Source organism: Synechocystis salina LEGE 00031 (genome assembly GCF_015207985.1).
In the GTDB taxonomy this organism is placed as follows: domain Bacteria; phylum Cyanobacteriota; class Cyanobacteriia; order Cyanobacteriales; family Microcystaceae; genus Synechocystis; species Synechocystis salina.
The window spans coordinates 40,196-59,040 of the sequence record NZ_JADEVV010000023.1; the positions used below are offsets into that span (position 1 = coordinate 40,196).

Here is an 18,845-nt window from a genome sequence, read left to right on the forward strand (position 1 = left end):
TACACACAAATACGAAAAAAAATCCCCACCTCGGCAAAACGAAAGTGGGGATATTACTTGTGGGAAAACTGAGGGATTAAATTGCAGTTGCTCCATTCAGGTCTACACCGAAAATATTAGCTTGGGCGATCGCCTCGGGAGATCCGGCGGCAAAAACGCTGGAGGAAAGCCAATTCCAATCGGAACTAGAGTTCCAAATACCAATTTGGTTAGTGTCGAGGTTTTGCCACAGCACTTGATTGATACCCTGTACGGTTTCCCCCGCTAGGGCCTGCCAGTTGCCCAGGTTATTCTCAAAGACTTCCCCTAGGTATTTAATTGGGGTTGTTAAGCCATCCCCGGTTTGGGCGTAGTAATTACCCAGGATGCCTTCCAACAGACTAACATTGCCCTTGGTTTCCACATTTGTCAGGCGATCGCCTAACAGTCCATCTTCATTAAGGTCAATTTGGAAGGTAACTTCCGCTGCAAGGGTTTTGAAAGAATTAGTGGGCCAGGTTTGAGAAGACAACCAGTTCCAGTTGGCATCAGCATTCCACAGCCCAAATTGGTCAGTGTCAGAATTTTGCCAGAGGACTTGATTCATTCCGTCCACAGTTTCCGCCTCCAGGATTTGCCAATTACCAAAGGTGCCGGCTACCAAGGGCTGATCTTCGTACTTCAGGCTCACTTCCATGCCATTGGGCAGTTCAACAAAGAACAAACCATCTTTAGCCACAGTCCCAATCTCGTTGGCGATGGGATCAATTACCGTATCTTCCCGGAAAGCTAGATTTTGAATGCGGGTATCAAATGCCGGGGCGGTGTCCGCTTGGTTGAAAGCAGTGGCGGGGGTATTGAAGTTGGCCGCCAAGTATTCGGCCAGGGCATCCTGTTCAGAGCCATCGGGCGCAAAGGTGGCTAAGCCGGTACGGGGAGCATCGGAAGCTAAGTTCAAATTAACTAAGTTAGCAGATTCGCCACTGGGGAAGGGATAACCATCGCCACCGCCAGCGAGGAAGCCCAGGGTAACCATGCGGAAGGTTCGGCTGGGATCTCCCACCAATTGACCATCTTTAACCACCACATCTAGGTCTTTGCCGGTTTCATCTTCGATCGCCAGGGAAATAACCCGACTGCCGGGGGCCCGGTTGAGGTCAAAACTGAAAGCAAAACCACTAACTTGGGGAAAACGACCCTGTTGGTTACTGCCATCGCTGGCCGCTATGCCGTGTTCCACTAGGGCCAATAATTCAGCGGCGGTTACGGTAATTAGACTTAGTCCATTGTTGAAACTAAGGGCATTGGCAATGTCCGTTTCGGAAATCCCTCCTTCGGGTTTAACCACGTTACCATCGGCATCAATAACCGCTTCGTTGGGCAGTCGCTCCGGCATCCCAGTTCCCCCGGCGGGGACCACAACTCGACCAATGTCATCCCGGATGCCGCCGCCATTTTTAAGGGAGATAACCACGGTGGGATCTAGTTGTTTGGCGATCGCCAGGTTGGCATCAGCGGTGAGGTTACCCAGATTGGTTTCCTGTTGGCGGACTGCGGGTCGCAGACCTTCGAGGTAAACATTGGATAACCCAAAGACATTACTTTCTTTGGCGACAATGACTGTACGCAATTGGTCCACAATGGCTTGGATTTCTTGATCCACCAAGCCCGCTGCATTCAGATCCGCCACCCCTTGGGCATCGGTGGCATAAACTCCACTAATCAGAGGGTCATAGCTTTCGGGAATAATGACCCCCTCCGCATCAAAGTCAATTACGAGGCGGCCGACATATTTATAATTGCCGTCGGTATTAACCACTGCCACAGGGTTACCATCGGCCCCGGTTTTGATGATGGGGTAAATTCCCTGGGCCGTATCCCCCGCCCGCAGGCGATCGTTTTCATCCACCAAGCGGGTATTGGAACCACCGGCCACAATGATGTCCACATGGCTGAGACGGGAAGCCAATTCCTGCTCAATCGCAATCTGTTGCATATGGGCCAGCAAAACAACTTTGTTCAGCCCCGGATTGGCCAACAATAAGGCATCCACATCCGCTTGGATAATGGCAGCGAGGGCATCCAACTCTGCCGCCGTGGGAGTGCCACCAAAGGGACTGGGCAAAACCCCCACATCGCCGGGGCTAGAAATTGTCCTCAGGGTTGGGGTGGTGGCCCCCACAATGCCAATTTTTTCCCCGTTGACAGTGATGACAGTGCTGGCAGCAATTTTGCCAGGGATGGTACTGGCTTCCTGGCCATCCGCTGTGAGCAAAGGGGTTAGATTGCCATCGGTGCTGAAGTCTAGATTACTGCTGAGGTAGGGAAAGTTTGCTCCGGGGAAGTTATCCGCCGGGTCTCCCCCAATCAAGTCGGCGATCAACGCAGTGCCTAGGTCAAATTCGTGGTTGCCAAAGGCGATCGCCTGGAAGCCCAACTCGTTTTGAATCAGAATATCCGCCCGACCTACACCCCCAAATACATCCTGGGAAGCACTGAAGAACAGACCAGGAATATAGGCATCCCCAGAAGAGAGAATGAGATTATTGGTAAAACCGGCAATACCATCGTTGTCAATGTCCTGTTGTAGTAGGGCATTGAGCACAGCGGAGAACCGGGGCGCATCATCCAACGCAGGGACTCCCCCTTCCTGGTCAGAGGCATGGAATAACTGCAACTTGAAGGGCTGGGGGGTAGGGACATTAACCTCAAAAATGGCAGTGGTTTGACTCACTTCATTGCTCACCACCAACAACGGCTTGCCGTTGGGACTGTCGGCGGCATCGATGAAAATTAACCCTTCTGGGCCGGAATCGGTCAAATTAGACTCCGGATCAACAGTGAAATCCCGGGGGTTAATGTACTGAATAAACTCGGGGACCTGGGGGTTGGTTACGTCATAAACCATGACGCCGCCAATGCGTTCTAGTCCCACAAAGGCATAGGTACGGCCGTCGATGGTGCCCACCGTTACCCCTTCCGGCTCAGGCCCCTTATTATCACTGCGGTTATCGAAACTATTGTTGCTGTTGCTGGCATTGAAAAAATCCGGTATGGATTCAGCGACAATCCGTTCAAAATCTTCGCCACTGTCGTACACCAAATTACCGTTGCTATCCCAAATGGAGAAAGAACGGGCACCAAAAACATAGAGTTCATCAAAATCCCCGTCCCCATCAATGTCCCCAAATTTGGTGGTTACTGTCAGACGACCAAGGTTGGCATCTGCCTGTAACTCTGCGGCATTGGGAAATGCAGTTGGGTCTAGAATTAAATCCTTAACGCGAGCTTCTTCCAGAAAAATATCCCCTTCTCCATCAAACGGAGAGGGAAAAATATCATCGTCAGAAGGGCGGTTGCGGGCATCCCCTTCGTTGGCAGTGATGTAGTAGGTCTGGCCACCGACGGTAAAGGAAGCAATGCTGTCGGGCATATACATGCCGAAAATGGGCCAATTCTGAATATTGATCCCCCCATCCCGATCGCTCGCATCCAAGCCATTACCAGGCAAGCTGTGGTCCTTGAACCCCAGGGGCAAAATTGCTTCCACTGTGGCACTGGCAATGTCAACCACCGCAATGGCGTTATTTTCTTGCAGGGTGACCCAGGCTTTGTCTCCGTTGAAGGCAATATATTCTGGCTCCAGATCTTCCGCTACGGTGCTATTCCGGACAAAATTACCATTTTCATCAAAAATCTGACCAAAAAGTCTCACCCCAGCGGCCAGTAAGTCGGCTTTTTGGGCATTAAAACTATCAAAAGTGGCAGTCTGGGCAACTAAATTGACAAACCCGTTACTGATATCCACAATGCTCACTGAACCCACAGGATCCACCGTGTAGCCTTCGTTTGGTTCCCCTTCATTGGCAGTTAAAACCTTGGTGCCATCGGGGCTAAAGGTGACCATATCGGGTAAAAAGCCCACCAGCACTTTGCCCAGGAAATTACCAGTGGCTGTATCGAAAAACTGTATTTGACCCGCTTCCTGATTGTTCAAATCATCCCGAATGGCCAAGGATACGGCCACAATCCCTGCGCTGGGAGTACCGGCTTTACCCACCGCCACACTGTTGGGTGCAGGGCTAAAACCGGGGGGTAGGCCATCGAAATCCAGCGCCAAATCCCCCAGTTTAGTGGGGTTGATGGGATTGGTTAAATCTAAAATTTCGATCACGGAGCCCGCCACCACAAATAGGCGCTTAGTGCTGGGGTCAAAGGCCGGAATTTCTGCCCCATTACTGCTGGCAAAGCCACCAATTTTGCTTATCAAACTAACGCCGTTGTTAATGGTCATAATTGCTTCGGGAATTTCTCAATCAGGAAAAATGGAGGAAAATTTTGGACTTGGGTTGGCGATCGCCGACGGACAGCAAAATTCCCCATCAGCGGCGAGCTTCCACTAGTCCCCGCTACAGTTTTTCACAGACAAATTAAGAAAAACTTATGATTAGGCTATGAAAAGGTTAAGCAAAACAATTAGTTCTGAGTAAAGGTTGAGGAAAATCCGCCATTGTCAACGGGGAACGAAAAAGCTAAGCTCAAGGGCGGCGCATTGCCCTGCCAATTTGGAGCCAATTCCTCGGCAATATCGATAATTCTGAAAAATCCTTAAACTATCTATGCAACAACGTGGCGTGACAATCTGGTTAACGGGACTGAGTGGAGCAGGCAAAACCACCATCACCCAGGCGTTAGAGAAAAAATTACGGGATAGTGGTTACCGTCTAGAAGTCCTAGATGGAGACGTGGTGCGCACCAATTTGACCAAGGGTCTGGGTTTTAGTAAGGAAGACCGGGATACCAACATTCGCCGCATCGGTTTTGTTTCCCATTTGCTTACCCGCAACGGCGTTATTGTGCTAGTTTCTGCCATTTCCCCCTACGAAGCCATCCGCCAGGAAGTGAAACAGACCATTGGTGACTTTTTAGAAGTGTTTGTTAATGCGCCCTTGGCCGTTTGTGAACAACGGGACGTTAAGGGTTTATATGCCAAAGCCCGCAGTGGGGAAATTAAAGGCTTCACCGGCATTGATGACCCCTATGAACCCCCCAGCAATCCCGATGTGGAATGCCGCACCGATCTAGAAGAACTGGATGAAAGCGTCAACAAGATCTGGCAAAAGTTGGTCGATTTACAATACATCGAAGGTTGAACCAATTGGCCATTACTTGGGGAACAGGGGACTGGGAATCGGTTGGCAATAATCAATTTTTTCCTGAAGCAGGGGCCCGTTGCCAAGATGGACTCCCTAATTGTGCTGGCCAAGCTCCCACAGCCCTAGGGGAAATGTGTTGATGGGTTCCGGTGGCAAGGCAATCTTTCTAGGTGGGGGATTCCTTGCGCTAGGATTAACTTTGGTTAATATCGATCGCCAGGGGATTAGGTCTGATTAACCAGACTAGTCCCCCATAAAGTTGAATAATTTCCTAGTCGCAAATCTTGCAATGGAGGCAATGAATAGCAGTGAATCCCATTGAGTTGATTCAAAAGGGCGGCGTGGCCATGTGGCCCCTGATTCTCTTATCGGTGTTGTCCGTCAGTACGATCATCGAAAGGTTGTGGTTTTGGGGGCAAATTCTCCTCAAAAGTTCCCAGACTGCTTCCCGCATTTTGGACACGGCGGCCCGGGATTGGGACACGGCCATTCGGGTAGCCCAGGATAATCGGCGTTTCCCCATTGCTAAATATCTGTTGGCACCGTTGCGCTTGCCCCACCCAGACCCGGAGGTTTTTCACCTGGCCCTGGAGTCGGCGGCCGATGACCAACTGGCCCTCATGCGGCGGGGGGACAAAATCCTGGAAGCGATCATTGCCCTTGCGCCCCTGTTAGGTTTGTTAGGAACGGTGTTGGGCCTAATCCAGTCCCTCAGTTCCATCCAAATTAGTGATTTGGGTACTGCTTCCACCGCTGGGGTTACCCTGGGGATTGGGGAGTCCTTGATTTCCACGGCGACGGGGTTAATCGTGGCGATCGTCAGCTTGGCTTTTTATCGACTCTTTCAGGGTTTATGGTTCAACCAAATGCGGGTGTTTCGCAAGGCCGGCAGTGAACTGGAGGTGCTCTATCGTCAACGTTGGTTTGAGGAAGAAATGGCCTACGACGAAGGCATAACCCCCACCTCGGAAGCGGAAAGCATGCCCCAGGAATCCTACTAGTTTTCTTTGCTGGAGTTGTATCCTTTCCCCATGGAGGTTGCACAACTTAGTTTCGGTTCCCATTTTGCAGTCGTTAGTATGGTTACGGAGTTCCCCCACCGTTGTGAATCTGTAATAAAAGCCTGTTCTGCCCCTCTCCCCTTTCTCTAAAATCCCCATGGCATCTTCCCCTAAAGTTCCCCGGTCTACCCGTCGGCTCCAGGCCTTGCACCATCCCACCAGGCCCCTTTCCCTCTGGCAAGATAGTCAACATGACCAGGGGGAAGTGCGCATTGAGATTATTCCTTTAATTGATGTAATTTTCTGTATTCTCACTTTCTTCATCCTGGGGGCGGTGGGGCTATCCCGGCAACAGGCGATTAGTTTGGACCTGCCCAGGGCCAGCACCGGGGCCCCGCAGATGCGGGAAATGTTTATGGTGAGCCTGGATGATCTGGGGCAACTGTATGTGGAAAAACAGCCAGTGAGCCAGGAGCAGATGGTCAGTGCCCTGCAAAATTACCACCAATACAATCCCAGCGGTTTGATTGTGCTGCATGCTTCCCGCAATGCTAGTTATAACGATGTGGTGCAGTTACTAGATATTCTCCGCACCGTAGGTGGCGATCGGGTGGCCCTGGCTACCTTACCCGGCGATGGCCAAACTCCCCCAGGCATGAGTCCCAATGGTTTTAATGATCCCAACTTGGGAATGCCGGGCATGACTCCGGGCAATGCTTTCCCCAATAGTCCCACCCCTGGAATGCCCAATTTCAATAATCTAAATCCTGGTGGTTCCGGTGCAGGCACCCCTAATTTTAGTAATACTCCCCTGCCCGGTATGCCCGATGCCAATGGCAATATTTCCCCCAACCCCGGCATGAATCCCGGTTTTCCCGGTGGAGGCACCATGAACCCCGCCCCCAACTCCCAGTCCCCCAATTTACCTGGGATGGGTAACACTACCCCCAATGCCCCCCAACAGTAATTGGTTGAAACTGCATTGCCCATGATTTCGGCTCGACAATTGGCCTTTTTAGTTCTGCGGGAAATCGATCGCCGGGATAGTTACACTGATGTGGCCATTGACCGGGCTTTGCAAAAACATTCATTGTCTCCTCCCGATCGCCGTTTATGTACGGAATTGGTCTATGGAGTGATGCGCCGGCAGAGAACTTTGGATTGCTTGATAGAATCCCTTGGCGATCGCCCGATTAGTAAACAACCCCCGGATTTAAGGCGGATTGTGCATCTGGGGCTATATCAATTGGGTTATCTGGATCAGATTCCAGCTTCGGCGGCGGTCAATACCAGTGTAGATTTGGCTAAGGCCAATGGTTTGAAGGGGTTGAGCAAAGTTGTTAACGGTATGTTGCGCCGTTACCAACGGGGGCAGGAAGGGGGAGAAGGAGTTTTAGGCCAGGAAAAAATCAGTTTAGGAGAAAAATATAGTTTCCCCGATTGGTTGATGGATTTATTTGTACAAACCTGGGGCCAGGAAGAAACAGAAGCTTTATGTGCTTATTTCAATCGCAACCCCTCTTTGGATATCCGTATAAATCCCTTGCAAACCAGTCGGGAAGCAGTAGCCCAGATGTTGGAGTCCATGAATATTACCGCCACCGCCATGGCCGGTTTACCCCAGGGATTAAGGTTGACAGGAAAAACCGGGGCCATCACCCAACTGCCAGGTTTTGCAGAAGGTCTCTGGACTGTGCAGGATGCCAGTGCCCAATGGGTGGCCCAAATCCTCAATCCCCAACCGGGGGAAACTATTTTTGATGTTTGTGCAGCCCCCGGCGGTAAAACTACCCACATAGCTGAGTTGATGGGAGACCGGGGACAAATTTATGCCGGCGATCGCCATGGTTGGCGCTTACAAAAGTTGGCCGTTACCCAACAAAGATTAGGACTAACCAGCATCAAAACCTGGGAGGGGGATTTGATTCAACCGGGGACAAAACCTCCCATGGAGTTGGTAGACCGGGCGTTACTGGATGTACCCTGCTCCGGGCTAGGAACTCTGCATCGCAATCCGGATCTACGTTGGCGACAAAATCCAGATACCATTGCCACCCTTTTACCCCTGCAACAATCTCTGTTAACGGCGATCGTCCCTTTGGTGAAATCCGGCGGCACTCTGGTTTATTCCACCTGCACCTTGAACCCAGCGGAAAATGAAGCTCAGATTCAACAATTTTTGCAAGACCATGAAGATTGGCGGCCGGAAAACTTTACCTGGATTAGCCCATCGGGAGATTCCCAAGCTATTACTGACGGTATGCTGACTATTCTTCCCCACCAACATCAGCAAGACGGATTTTTCATCGCAAATTTAAAGAAAGCTTAACAATCCTAACGGCGATCGGCCCTTCCCCCCACAATAGGAATAGTGAATCAAAATTCTGGTTAGGGGGTTAATGTCCTAAAAACAATACATGGGACTTATTGCTTGACCGGAAACTTTAGCTGAGTTAACTGTACCATTCCATCCCTGGGGGGTAATGCGCCATGACGAAAACCGCTAAAACTAAACAACTACTCAAAATTCTGATTGGGGCCGCCTGGCTAGATGGGGTAATCCAAGTGGAAGAAAGGCAATATCTACGACGCTTAGCAGCGGAATATGAAGTAGAAAATGATCCGGAATTACAGGCCCTTTTATCAGAACTAAAATCCGTGGAAGCGCCCCAATGCTATGCCTGGGTGAATGAATATTTGGGGGATTATCCCAGTGAAGAGGAATATTCCGAATTGCTAGAAGCATTGAGTGGCCTGCTCTACAGCGACGGCGATATTCAAACCCAAGAAGCCCAGTTACTAGCTTCCCTGCAGGAATCCGATCCTGGCCATGGTCCCCCCAAATCATCCCTGGATAAATTTCTCGGCAAGGTTCAGCGGCTTTACCGTCGTGCCCTCCAAAAAGCTAGCTAAATTTTTGCAACTCTGGGATTTTCGGGAGAAAACATGATGACTTGGATGACGATCCCAAGCTTGGTTCTGGGGTTGGGAGTTTTGGTGGTGGGGGCAGAAATATTAGTTAAAGGGGCTTCCCGCATTGCCCTAATGTTCGGCATTTCCCCTTTGATCATTGGCCTCACCATTGTGGCCTATGGCACCAGTGCTCCGGAGTTAGTGGTGAGTTTGCAGGCGGTCTTTGCCGGCCAGGCCGATATTTCTATCGGTAATGTGGTGGGTAGTAATATCTTCAACATTTTGCTGATTTTGGGTGTCTGTGCCACCATTACTCCCCTGGTGGTGGCCCAACAACTGATTCGCTTAGACGTACCTATTTTAATTGCCGTCTCCGCCCTCTTAATGTTCTTTGCCCAGGATGGTCGAGTTAACCGTTTGGATGGATCAATTTTTGTCCTGGGGGCAATTCTCTACACCACTTTTTTGATTTTCCAGAGTCGGCGGGAAAAAAATCCGGAAATTGCCGAAGAATATGCCCAGGAGTTTGGCGAACCTGTGCCCAAAACTGGCCAGCAAATTATCAGGCAGGCTGCTTACATTGGGGCAGGCATGGGGCTATTGATCCTTGGTTCCCGTTGGTTAGTGGAAAGCTCCGTGGACATTGCCCGGGCTCTGGGCATTAGTGAGTTGGTCATTGGGCTGACTTTAGTTTCCTTGGGCACATCTCTGCCGGAGTTAGCTACTTCCGTGGTGGCCAGTTATCGGGGGGAGCGGGACATTGCCGTGGGTAATGTGGTCGGCAGTAATATTTTTAACATTCTGGCGGTGCTGGGTTTTGCAGCTAGCCTTTCCCCCACGGGGCTGGCCATTGCCCCGGCGGTGATTAAATTTGATTTACCTGTGATGTTTGCAGTGGCGGTGATCTGTTTGCCGGTTTTTCTGACCGGAAGACTAATTTCCCGTTGGGAGGGAATCCTCTTTTTGGGCTATTACTTCTCCTATGCCACCTATTTAGTGTTAAGTGCCACTAGCAACGAAAATCTCTCCCTCTTCACCGATATCATCCTGTTTATTGTCATTCCAGCAACGGCGATCGCCTTGGGGCTGTCCATTATTCCTAATCTGTTCAAGGGCACCAAAACGGCACCGAAATCAGATAGCGACTGAAGTTTGTTGAGTATCAGACAAATTAAGAAAAAACACTACATTGCTGGCTAGCAATCATACTAGTGGGGGCAAAAATTACCCCATAGACAAAATTGGCTTGCCAGGGAAAATAATTTGCCTTGGGCGAGATGCTCCCATCCCTTTAAGCAAATAGATTAGGGGGAATGTTCAACACAGGGAACTTCATGGGTAAAAACGTTAAGCTAAAACAGAACTGGGCGCTCTGCCTGGGGTTGGCTGTTTGGGAGCAAATTGTTTGCCATGTTACGTCTCATCACCCAGTCCGGTGACATTGTTCAGGAGTTGCGACGTTTACATCATCGTCCCGTCCTTTCCCCCTGGCCGGTGATGGCAAAGGTGGTGGCGGCGATGGAACATTGGGCTACCGTGAGCCAGGATTCTCCCCCCAGGGTTAGTGGGGCTGAGTTAGATGCGGCTTATCAACGTATTAGCCAGGAAAAATTGTTGGTGATTCGCCAGGCCTGCAATGCCCTAGAGCAGGTTTACCGTCCGCAATTGCCCAAGGCCCAAGTGAGCTTTCCGGAAGATGGCACAGTGCGGGGGCAGAGGTTTTACCCGGTGAGAAGGGCTGGTTTTTATCTGGAGACCAAAAGGGGTGATGCCCTGGGCAATTTACTCCGCCAAGGAATTTTGGCCAAGACTGTGGGGGTAGGGGAACGGGTTTTGGTGACGGAAACCATTAGCCCGACTATTTTGGTGGCGGCCCAGGAAATGGGCATTGAAGAAATTTATCTAGCTGCCGGGGTGCCGGCGATCGCCATGTTGACCTGGGGGGCAAAAAATATTGCTCCGGTGGAGTCCATTACGGGGGCAGGATCTCCAGAGGTAATGGCGGCCAAACAATTGGTGAGTGGTGTGGTGACCATTGACCAAACCTTAGTCAGGACAAATTTGATGGTGCTAGCGGACGGTGAAGCCAACGGGCAATGGCTAGCCCTAGATTTGTTGGCCCATGCCGAACAATATCCCAATGCCAGCGCAGTGCTACTAACCGATCGCCTGGAGTTGGGGGAAGAAGTCATCCAATCTGTGAATCGCTATTGTCGGGAGCAGGAACATTCTGTGCATACGGAAAAGGCCCTGGCCCATTATGGCCTAGTGGCGATCGTGGAAGACCTGGAAGCCTGTGGAAATTGGGTCAATGAGTTCAGCCCCCATATTTTACTGTTGGCCATGGTGGACCCCTGGACCATGGTGGAAAAAGTCCAGCGAGCCAGGGAAATTTACATCGGCCACCACAGTCCGAGCATTTTGGGTCATTACCTAAGTGGGGCTGCCCGTCTGCAAACTCAAGATGGGGGCGTGGCCTCAGCTAGTGAACTGGCCTTCCATTGTTTTCTGCGCTCCAGTCAACTACTAGACTACGGCAATACTCTGCCACCCCCGTGGTTAAAGGATTTGGTTAATTGGCAGGGTCTAACGGCGATCGAAGAACGTTTGGGGCAACTGGATCGACTCAATGAGGATTAGGCGAAGCAAATTTTACCTAGACTTTTTCAGTTCTGGAACCATAAATTCCATCTATTGCCCTGCGCCAAGACGGAGTAGTAAAGACTGCAAACCTTGCCCTGCTTGGCAGTTTTTGGGAAAGGAAACCTACTTGCCCAAGTTTAACCATAGGAACCATACTGCTTGATTAGCCAGGATCTTCAAACTTATAGCCCAAACCGATCACCGTTTTAATAAAACTAGGATTAGCGGGGTCCGGTTCAATTTTCTTACGCAATCTGCGGATATGGGTATCTACCACCCGTTCATCGCCAAAAAAATCATCGCCCCACAACTTTTCAATTAATTGGGCCCGATTCCATACCCGCCCCGGATAACTCATAAACGTGGCCAATAAATTAAATTCCAACCCGGTCAACTCCAACTCTTCCTGGCGATCGCCTTGATAGCGACTAGCCTGATGTTGGTCTAAATCCACCTGAAAATGGCTTGTACGATAAATTTGTCCTACTGGTTGCCCCTGGCGCAATTGCCGCCGCAATAGGGCCCGCACCCTGGCCACCAATTCCCTCGGGCTGAAGGGCTTGACCAAGTAATCATCGGCCCCGGTGGAGAGGCCAATAATGCGGTCTATTTCCTCCCCCTTGGCGGTCAACATCAGAATATAAGGGTCTTTACTCCCCTGTTGTTGACGAATGCGGGTGCATACTTCTAGCCCATCCAATTTGGGTAACATCAAATCCAACACAATGAGGTCCGGGGCCTGTTCCTGAAAAATTCTTAGACCCGTTTCCCCGTCATTGGCGACAGCGCAGGTAAACTGTTCACGCTCTAGGGTTTCCCTAATTAACTGGGCTATTTCCTGATCATCTTCCACAATCAAAATATTGGGCATGGCAATGAATCAATCCTGTTCCTCCACACTGCGACTATTGCGCCACACCTGCCAACCCAAATAAATCAACAGCAGAGTGGCACCAATGGCAAAGCCCCAACCACTGGGAATATTGGAAAATCCCAAAGCTAAGCTACCGGCCCAGAGGGTCAGGGCATAGATAAACAGCACCGTTAGACGGTGGGAAATGCCAGCATTGATCAAGCGGTGGTGCAGATGACCCTTATCAGCCTTAAAGGGAGATTTCCCCTTAATGACCCGGGAGAGAATAACCACCGACATATCCAAAATGGGCACCGCCAGGACTAGATAGGGCAATAAAACCGCTGTCACCGCCACCGTCGCCATGGCTGCTACTTTAACCAGGCCAATCACCGCTACGGCCCCCAGGGTAAAGCCCATAAAGTAAGCTCCCCCATCCCCCATAAAAATCTGGGCCGGATTGAAGTTGTAGCGCAAAAATCCCAATGCTCCCCCGGCCATGGCCGCCGCAATTAAGGCCGCCTCCGACTGTTCCATAAATAAGCAGAGCACAAACAGCACCACCGCTGCAATGCCACAGACCCCCGCCGCTAAACCATCCAAACCATCAATCCAGTTAATGGCGTTGGCCAAACCCACTAACCAAATCACCGTGATGGGCAAACTTAAAATGTCTAGGTACACCAAGTTTCCCAGGAAAGGTAGGGTAAAAAAATCAATTCTCACCCCCATATTCCACACCACCGAGGCGATCGCCACCTGGGCTAATAGACGGGAAAAAGGACTCAGATCGAACAGGTCATCAAATAAACCAATCCCAAAAAAAGCTAAACCCCCCAGCACTACGCCCCAGACTTCCCATTCTCCCTTCGTACTCATGGCACCGAAGGCCCCAAGGTTCCACACCACCAACAGAGCCACCAAGCTACCGAGGAAAATGGATACTCCCCCCAGGCGGACCATGGGTCGATGATGCATTTTTCGAGCACTGGGCTGGTCTACATAGCCGGCCCGTCGCCCCCAATGATTGATTAACGGTGTCGTGAACCAAACCACAATCACCGCCAAAATAAATGCAATGAGATAATATTGACCGCCGAGCATGGGCAAAGATGGGATTGGGAAGGGTTCATGGTAAAGTTTACCCCATATTTGTAGGGTGCTTAGTCACTGTTACCCAGGCAGTGGAGGCCGCAGGCCAAAACCCGATGGTCTAAGGTCACGGCGAACTATTTCAAGCTGACTTAGTGTGCAGAATCGGTTTACGAATCCCTTGGTAAGGGGCGGGGGGAAGACTGTGAGGTTCCCCTATGGCAACCACCTTGCTTTCACCTTGTTTTCTTCACCTTTCCTTGGGCAATTAACCGTGACGTACCCGTGCTGCATCAAAGATGATAGCGTGGGTTTTTCCCTTCACTTAAGCTAAAGCTCCCCAAAACGGACTCTAGAATTTTCCTCCGGTGCTGGAGGTGTCAAACTAGATCAAACCTTTGACCCCGCTTCACAAAGCCGAGAAAACCATCTTCCACTGCTGGAGGTAAGGGGCCCGGCTGGTAGCCATAGAGCCACATTTTTGCTTTGATGGCGGCGGGTAGTTTCCGCAGCTCGTTGTAATGGGCGTGGACAGGGCTGGGATAGGGAGAAATTTCGCAATCATGGAAAATAACATCGGCCCGATGGAAATAGTCCTGCAGGCGATCGTAGCTAAATTTAGTGTCGTTGCTGAAGAAAACTTGGGAGTGATTGACCGTGAAAAAAAGACCATAGGCAGGCATTAACATTGCCCCCGTATCCACATGGTTGAGCTTGATCAACTGAAAAGTGATCTTCTCCCAGGTAAACGTTTCCCCTGGCCCTAAAGCATGGATTTGAAAATAATTATCAACTTTGGTCATACCCCCTTCAATGGCTTCCATACCTCCAGCGAGGGATCTTTCCCATAAATCCGCCGCAATGTCCTGGCTCAAATATAAATTTGGTTTACCACAGGTGGGATCAAACATAGTGGTAAAGCCGACGTACTCCAACCCCCCCACGTGGTCTGAGTGGAGATGGCTAACGTAAATGTCTGTGATATCCCGGTGGTTAAGACCAAGGGCATGGAGGGAAAAACGAATGTCGGTGCCACAGTCAATCAGGAATTTTCTGCCGTTATCGAGGGTGAGAATGGCATTGGATTGAAAATTATCCGCCCCCACCGTGAAGGCAGAACCGGAGCCAAGAAAGGTTAGGTTAGCAGCCACGATCTAGCCCCCCTGAGCGGCCGCAATGGCGGTGGGCTGGGCCAGTGCTCTTTGATAAAGTTGACGAAAACGCTGGGCGATGTCGGTGGGCATTGCAGAAAAGTGGACGTAAAAACCGTGGCTCTCCCCCGGAACTGAGTCTAATACTTTGGCGTAGAGTGCCGTCGATGGCACCCCTGGCTCCCTCAGGTTAATTTTAATATTGGTTAGACTGTCTGGACAGTTTTGATCTGGAGAAATCTGGATAAACCCACCTTTAGCGGAGATTTCCCGCAATGTACCGGGAATTACTGCGTCGGTAATGTGTTTTCCTTCCAAGCAGACGTATTCTAATGATAATGGTTCTGGAATGGGTAGATATTTTTGTTCTTCTACAGCAAGGGAAAGATTATAGGGGTCTCCCACGCCCGCCACGTCCCAAATGACCACTGGGTCTTTAACTCCTTTGGGTTGCACCGTTCTGTGGCCGTTGACTTGGACTTGATCGCCAGCGGCCTCTAGGGTAGTGGCGGAAATAAAAATTTGTCCCCCGGTGGTGTAGGACTCAATGCGATAGGTGAGGTTGACCTGGGCCCCCACCACGCCATACTTGGTGCGCTTTTCAGAGCCGATGTTTCCCACCACCACTTCGCCGGTATTGATGCCAATGCCCATTTCCAGCGGCTGTAAGCCCAGCCCTGTCACCTGTTGATTGACTTCCCGTAGGGCCAGTTGCATTTCCACCCCACAGGCCACCGCCCGCAGAGCATCACCATCCTGGGAAGTGGGAGCTCCGAACAAAACGAGAATACCATCACCCATGAATTCGTCAATGGTGCCGCCATGGTTGGTAATGACATCAGCCATTTTGCCAAAGTAGATGTTGAGCACCTTAACCACTTCCTCGGGGTTGAGGCCTTCGGAAGTGCTAGTAAATCCCCTTAGATCTGAGGTGAGGATGGTGATTGGACGGCGATCGCCACCCATTTTGAGACCTTCGGGGTTTTCCAGTAGGGTGGCCACCACCTGATCGGTTAGGTAACGGCCAAAGGTGTTGCGCACCTGCACCCCCGCCCGGGCCATCCAGGTGACAATAAATACTCCTGACCCCAATAAGCCCAACATCGGTGGAATAAACGGCAGCCACCATCCCATCACCAAGGCCCCATAGGTAATGGCCAGTAACGCCCCTAAACTACCCACAATGGCGGCGATCGGCAGCCACTGCCCTCCGGAACGCCGAGTGGCATAGCGCAACTGCCAGGTAATCACCGCCCCCAGGAAAGACCAGAGCCCGACCCAAAGCCATTCCAGCGGCTCAGACCAACTTTTGAGCAACGGTTGACCATCAAGCCCTGCACTAATGATTTGGCTAATAATATTGCCATGGATCTCCACCCCTGGTATGGCACGAGATAGCCCAAACGTATTGCTATTGGGGGTGAAATATAGGTCCTTGAAGCTTTCCCCCACCTTACCCAGTAGGATGATTTTGCCTTTGCCCCAGTCCGGCGGCAATTTATCGGTCAACACATCGGTGAGGGATACTTGGGGAAAATTAGATTGGTAATCAATCAGTAATTGAAAGCCCCCGTCATCAGCCCGGATATAACCACCGCTATCGGCGTGGAGAGGGGAAAATACCACCTGATTTAAACGGAAGTCGTCACTGCCTTCACTGATGGTCTCCGGCGCAATTCCGACGTTATCAAGGAAGCGTAAAGCCAAATGTAGCCCAAAGCTGTAGTGGGGCTCCCCGTCTCTTACTAGATAAATAAAACCCCGGCGGACAATGTTATCAGCGTCGATAATTAAATCATTGGCGCCCACCTGGTTATTTTCCTTTAATAACGGGGGGGGATTGACGGTTTCAATGCCTGGTTTGCCCGCTACTTTTTCAATGCCTACTAAATTGGGAGTGCTGGTGAATACCTCTGCCAACTCTTCTGTACCCGGTGGCAGGGGCAAGTCTCGATAGAGGTCCAGCCCGATCGCCGCTGGTTGTTGTTGCTTCAGCTTGGTGAGGATTTTTGCTAGCAATTGGTCGTCAATGATCGGAGTGTTGAGGTAGGTAACGTCCTGTTCATCAATGCCCACAATGACAATGCGATCATCTTCGTGCCTTGGTAAAAGCCTTACCCCCGCATCGTAGCTCTGCCATTCCAACACCTGTAAAATGCCGGTGAAGCGGAACAAAATTACCAGGGCCGTCACCGTGGGGGTCGCAATCCAAATCCCCCGAGACTGCCAAAGAAACTTTTTCCAAGCTGACGGTATGGTCCAACCCATTAATATTCTCTGGTATTTCCTTTGATTTTCCCCTGGGGTCAGTTAGCCAAGGCGGACGTATTGACCATTTGGCAACATTCCACCACCGGAGCTTCCGCCCAGGCCGCAAATCCCCCCGATTCTAGAAATTCCTGCCATTCCTGGGGTTCCTCCTTGGCGATCGCCGCTAGGGCATTGAGGGCATCTAACCATAGACCCTGTTCGGCATAAAAGGCTGCCTCTGCTAGGGAGGAATCGGCATTGGTAGGGGGCTGGTCCAGGGGAGTGTAGTTCACCGTCAACTCCACTGTGAGATTGTCTTGGGTGTTATTAGCATCACAAATTAGGGTCAAAGTAACGTTATAAAAATCGTCCTCCATGGCATTATCCGGCAAGCTAACGGGAAAACGAACAATGCCCCCTTCCTTGGGCACAGTGAAAGTTGTTTGGTTTTGCTCCTTGGTAATGGGATCCGCCAACTGCACCTGGGCTGTCAGTCCTGGTTGGGGCGGCAGATAGGCGTAAATAAAAGTTTCTTTGCTAGCGGTGTTGTGGAAACCGCTCCCTTGGTTATAGTCGCCAGGAATTAAAAGCTGAAAGGGTAATTTAGCCTTGGTTAAACAACTGCCACCGCTAGTTTGCCTGACTCCCCCACCGCCACTGGTGGCCGTTTGTCCCCGGTCACTATTAGCCTGGGGAAATTTTAGGGCGATTAACTGGGCAGAAGATTTGGGCGTGGAGCCATGGGAGGGGGAGATGCCAAAGGGAAAAGCGAGGGCCAAACCCATCAAACCGGCAAAAAGCAACTTTCCTGGGCGGTTAGACATAATTAACGCTTCCTGGGCAGGGCAAAGGGCAAAAACGGAGTTATTTTCCCCCAAGATAACAAATTATTTTCCGCTTACTGTTGTAAATGCCGGTTAAAAAATTGGCTCAGTTCCCCAAAAACTTCTGCCGATTCCGGTGTGTCAAATTGGTAGAGATATTCAGCATGGGAAAGTCCTTCAAATAGTTGTAAATCTACTACCTCATTGTTTTGCCGCAGTTTTCTTTGCAGTCTAGCGGTATCGCTCAAGATTAAATCCCTGGTGCCACTAATGAGCAGAGTGGGGGGCAAGCCTTCTAAATCGTTATAAAGGGGGGAAATAAATGGATGATCAAGGGGCAATTTTCCCGCATAGAGTTGAGCTAAACCTGCCAGTAAACCGCCGTAGCTAATGGCGGTGCGGTCAACATATTCATTGGTGAAGTAGGTATCTCCAGTTTTGGTCAAATCCACCCAGGGGGACAGGGGGGCGATCGCCGCTGGTAGAGGTAAATTAAGTTGCCGCAGTTGACAAACCAAGGCTAGCAATAGGCCGCCTCCGGCAGAAGTACCAAACAGCCCCATGCGGCTAACTTCGTAGGTTGTTACCAACTCCCGCCACACAGCCAAAGCATCGTCCAGGGCCGAGGGAAAAGGATAGTCTGGAGGTCGACGGTAGTCGATGCTAATCACTTCAATCTGGCCATAATGGGCCGCTAAAATTGCTTCCCCGCTCCCCAACTCCCCTCCGGCGAAAGCATAGCCCCCGCCATGGAGATGCACCAAAATTCTTTGGCCATTGGTCGGACTAATTACCGGGGGAATCACTCGATAAACATTTACCCCTGCGATGTTTTCCTGGGTCAAGGTCACTGGAAATTGTTGCCTTAGTTGTTGAAATAAAACTTCGCTGGCTTGGTCATAGCTATTAATCAAGTCCTGCCAAGCTTGCCTATCTTCCAGGGCCGGCACTTGTTTGATTGCTTCCATGGCTCCCTGCAACGG

Annotated in this window: 14 protein-coding genes; 7 read left to right on the top strand and 7 right to left on the bottom strand. The window is 50.7% G+C overall.

Going from position 1 to position 18,845, the window contains the following annotated elements:
• Positions 1-76: 76 nt before the first annotated feature.
• On the bottom strand, positions 77-4,273 hold the full coding sequence (locus IQ217_RS09665; protein ID WP_194019773.1) for a choice-of-anchor I family protein: 4,197 nt from the start codon (positions 4,271-4,273) through the stop codon (positions 77-79).
• A gap of 325 nt (positions 4,274-4,598) precedes the next feature.
• On the opposite strand from IQ217_RS09665, the gene cysC reads away from it, so the two are divergent.
• The 7 genes from cysC to IQ217_RS09700 all read left to right on the top strand — a co-directional run bounded on the left by cysC (position 4,599) and on the right by IQ217_RS09700 (position 11,689).
• Positions 4,599-5,132 carry an adenylyl-sulfate kinase gene (gene cysC, locus IQ217_RS09670; RefSeq protein WP_194019774.1) on the top strand — a complete coding sequence of 178 codons (534 nt, stop codon included), beginning with the start codon at positions 4,599-4,601 and terminating at the stop codon, positions 5,130-5,132.
• 311 nt (positions 5,133-5,443) lie between these two features.
• Positions 5,444-6,136, top strand: a complete 693-nt coding sequence (locus IQ217_RS09675) for a MotA/TolQ/ExbB proton channel family protein (protein ID WP_194019775.1) — start codon at positions 5,444-5,446, stop codon at positions 6,134-6,136.
• A gap of 157 nt (positions 6,137-6,293) precedes the next feature.
• A complete protein-coding gene (locus tag IQ217_RS09680; protein WP_194019776.1) occupies positions 6,294-7,103 on the top strand; it encodes a biopolymer transporter ExbD in 810 nt (269 codons plus the stop codon).
• 21 nt (positions 7,104-7,124) lie between these two features.
• Positions 7,125-8,465 carry a 16S rRNA (cytosine(967)-C(5))-methyltransferase gene (locus IQ217_RS09685; RefSeq protein WP_194019777.1) on the top strand — a complete coding sequence of 447 codons (1,341 nt, stop codon included), beginning with the start codon at positions 7,125-7,127 and terminating at the stop codon, positions 8,463-8,465.
• A gap of 161 nt (positions 8,466-8,626) precedes the next feature.
• Complete coding sequence (locus IQ217_RS09690; protein WP_194019778.1) at positions 8,627-9,049, top strand: tellurite resistance TerB family protein; 423 nt, start codon at positions 8,627-8,629, stop codon at positions 9,047-9,049.
• Positions 9,050-9,085: 36 nt separating this feature from the next.
• On the top strand, positions 9,086-10,198 hold the full coding sequence (locus IQ217_RS09695) for a calcium/sodium antiporter (RefSeq protein WP_194019779.1): 1,113 nt from the start codon (positions 9,086-9,088) through the stop codon (positions 10,196-10,198).
• Positions 10,199-10,459: 261 nt separating this feature from the next.
• On the top strand, positions 10,460-11,689 hold the full coding sequence (locus IQ217_RS09700) for a histidinol dehydrogenase (protein ID WP_190597118.1): 1,230 nt from the start codon (positions 10,460-10,462) through the stop codon (positions 11,687-11,689).
• Positions 11,690-11,855: 166 nt separating this feature from the next.
• Here IQ217_RS09700 and IQ217_RS09705 read toward each other — a convergent pair whose 3' ends face one another.
• The 6 genes from IQ217_RS09705 to IQ217_RS09730 all read right to left on the bottom strand — a co-directional run.
• On the bottom strand, positions 11,856-12,563 hold the full coding sequence (locus IQ217_RS09705; RefSeq protein WP_194019780.1) for a response regulator transcription factor: 708 nt from the start codon (positions 12,561-12,563) through the stop codon (positions 11,856-11,858).
• Positions 12,564-12,572: 9 nt separating this feature from the next.
• Positions 12,573-13,649 carry a glycosyltransferase family 4 protein gene (locus IQ217_RS09710; protein ID WP_194019781.1) on the bottom strand — a complete coding sequence of 359 codons (1,077 nt, stop codon included), beginning with the start codon at positions 13,647-13,649 and terminating at the stop codon, positions 12,573-12,575.
• A 368-nt stretch (positions 13,650-14,017) separates the two neighbouring features.
• On the bottom strand, positions 14,018-14,788 hold the full coding sequence (locus tag IQ217_RS09715; RefSeq protein WP_194019782.1) for an MBL fold metallo-hydrolase: 771 nt from the start codon (positions 14,786-14,788) through the stop codon (positions 14,018-14,020).
• A gap of 3 nt (positions 14,789-14,791) precedes the next feature.
• Positions 14,792-17,056, bottom strand: a complete 2,265-nt coding sequence (locus IQ217_RS09720) for a CHASE2 domain-containing protein (protein WP_194019783.1) — start codon at positions 17,054-17,056, stop codon at positions 14,792-14,794.
• Between the two features lie 38 nt (positions 17,057-17,094).
• The gene (locus IQ217_RS09725; protein ID WP_194019790.1) at positions 17,095-17,862 is read right to left on the bottom strand and encodes a DUF928 domain-containing protein; all 768 of its coding nucleotides are present in this window, start codon (positions 17,860-17,862) and stop codon (positions 17,095-17,097) included.
• A gap of 74 nt (positions 17,863-17,936) precedes the next feature.
• Positions 17,937-18,845 (bottom strand): alpha/beta hydrolase (locus tag IQ217_RS09730; RefSeq protein WP_194019784.1); only part of this gene is annotated, 909 nt, incomplete at its 5' end.

What these genes read in the sequence shown, in the direction of transcription:
- IQ217_RS09705 (WP_194019780.1), bottom strand. Translation starts at nt 12,563, where the DNA reads ATGCCCAATATTTTGATTGTGGAAGATGATCAGGAAATAGCCCAGTTA.
- IQ217_RS09690 (WP_194019778.1), top strand. Translation starts at nt 8,627, where the DNA reads ATGACGAAAACCGCTAAAACTAAACAACTACTCAAAATTCTGATTGGG.
- IQ217_RS09710 (WP_194019781.1), bottom strand. Translation starts at nt 13,649, where the DNA reads ATGCTCGGCGGTCAATATTATCTCATTGCATTTATTTTGGCGGTGATT.
- IQ217_RS09680 (WP_194019776.1), top strand. Translation starts at nt 6,294, where the DNA reads ATGGCATCTTCCCCTAAAGTTCCCCGGTCTACCCGTCGGCTCCAGGCC.
- cysC (WP_194019774.1), top strand. Translation starts at nt 4,599, where the DNA reads ATGCAACAACGTGGCGTGACAATCTGGTTAACGGGACTGAGTGGAGCA.
- IQ217_RS09685 (WP_194019777.1), top strand. Translation starts at nt 7,125, where the DNA reads ATGATTTCGGCTCGACAATTGGCCTTTTTAGTTCTGCGGGAAATCGAT.
- IQ217_RS09720 (WP_194019783.1), bottom strand. Translation starts at nt 17,056, where the DNA reads ATGGGTTGGACCATACCGTCAGCTTGGAAAAAGTTTCTTTGGCAGTCT.
- IQ217_RS09725 (WP_194019790.1), bottom strand. Translation starts at nt 17,862, where the DNA reads ATGTCTAACCGCCCAGGAAAGTTGCTTTTTGCCGGTTTGATGGGTTTG.
- IQ217_RS09700 (WP_190597118.1), top strand. Translation starts at nt 10,460, where the DNA reads ATGTTACGTCTCATCACCCAGTCCGGTGACATTGTTCAGGAGTTGCGA.
- IQ217_RS09695 (WP_194019779.1), top strand. Translation starts at nt 9,086, where the DNA reads ATGACTTGGATGACGATCCCAAGCTTGGTTCTGGGGTTGGGAGTTTTG.
- IQ217_RS09665 (WP_194019773.1), bottom strand. Translation starts at nt 4,273, where the DNA reads ATGACCATTAACAACGGCGTTAGTTTGATAAGCAAAATTGGTGGCTTT.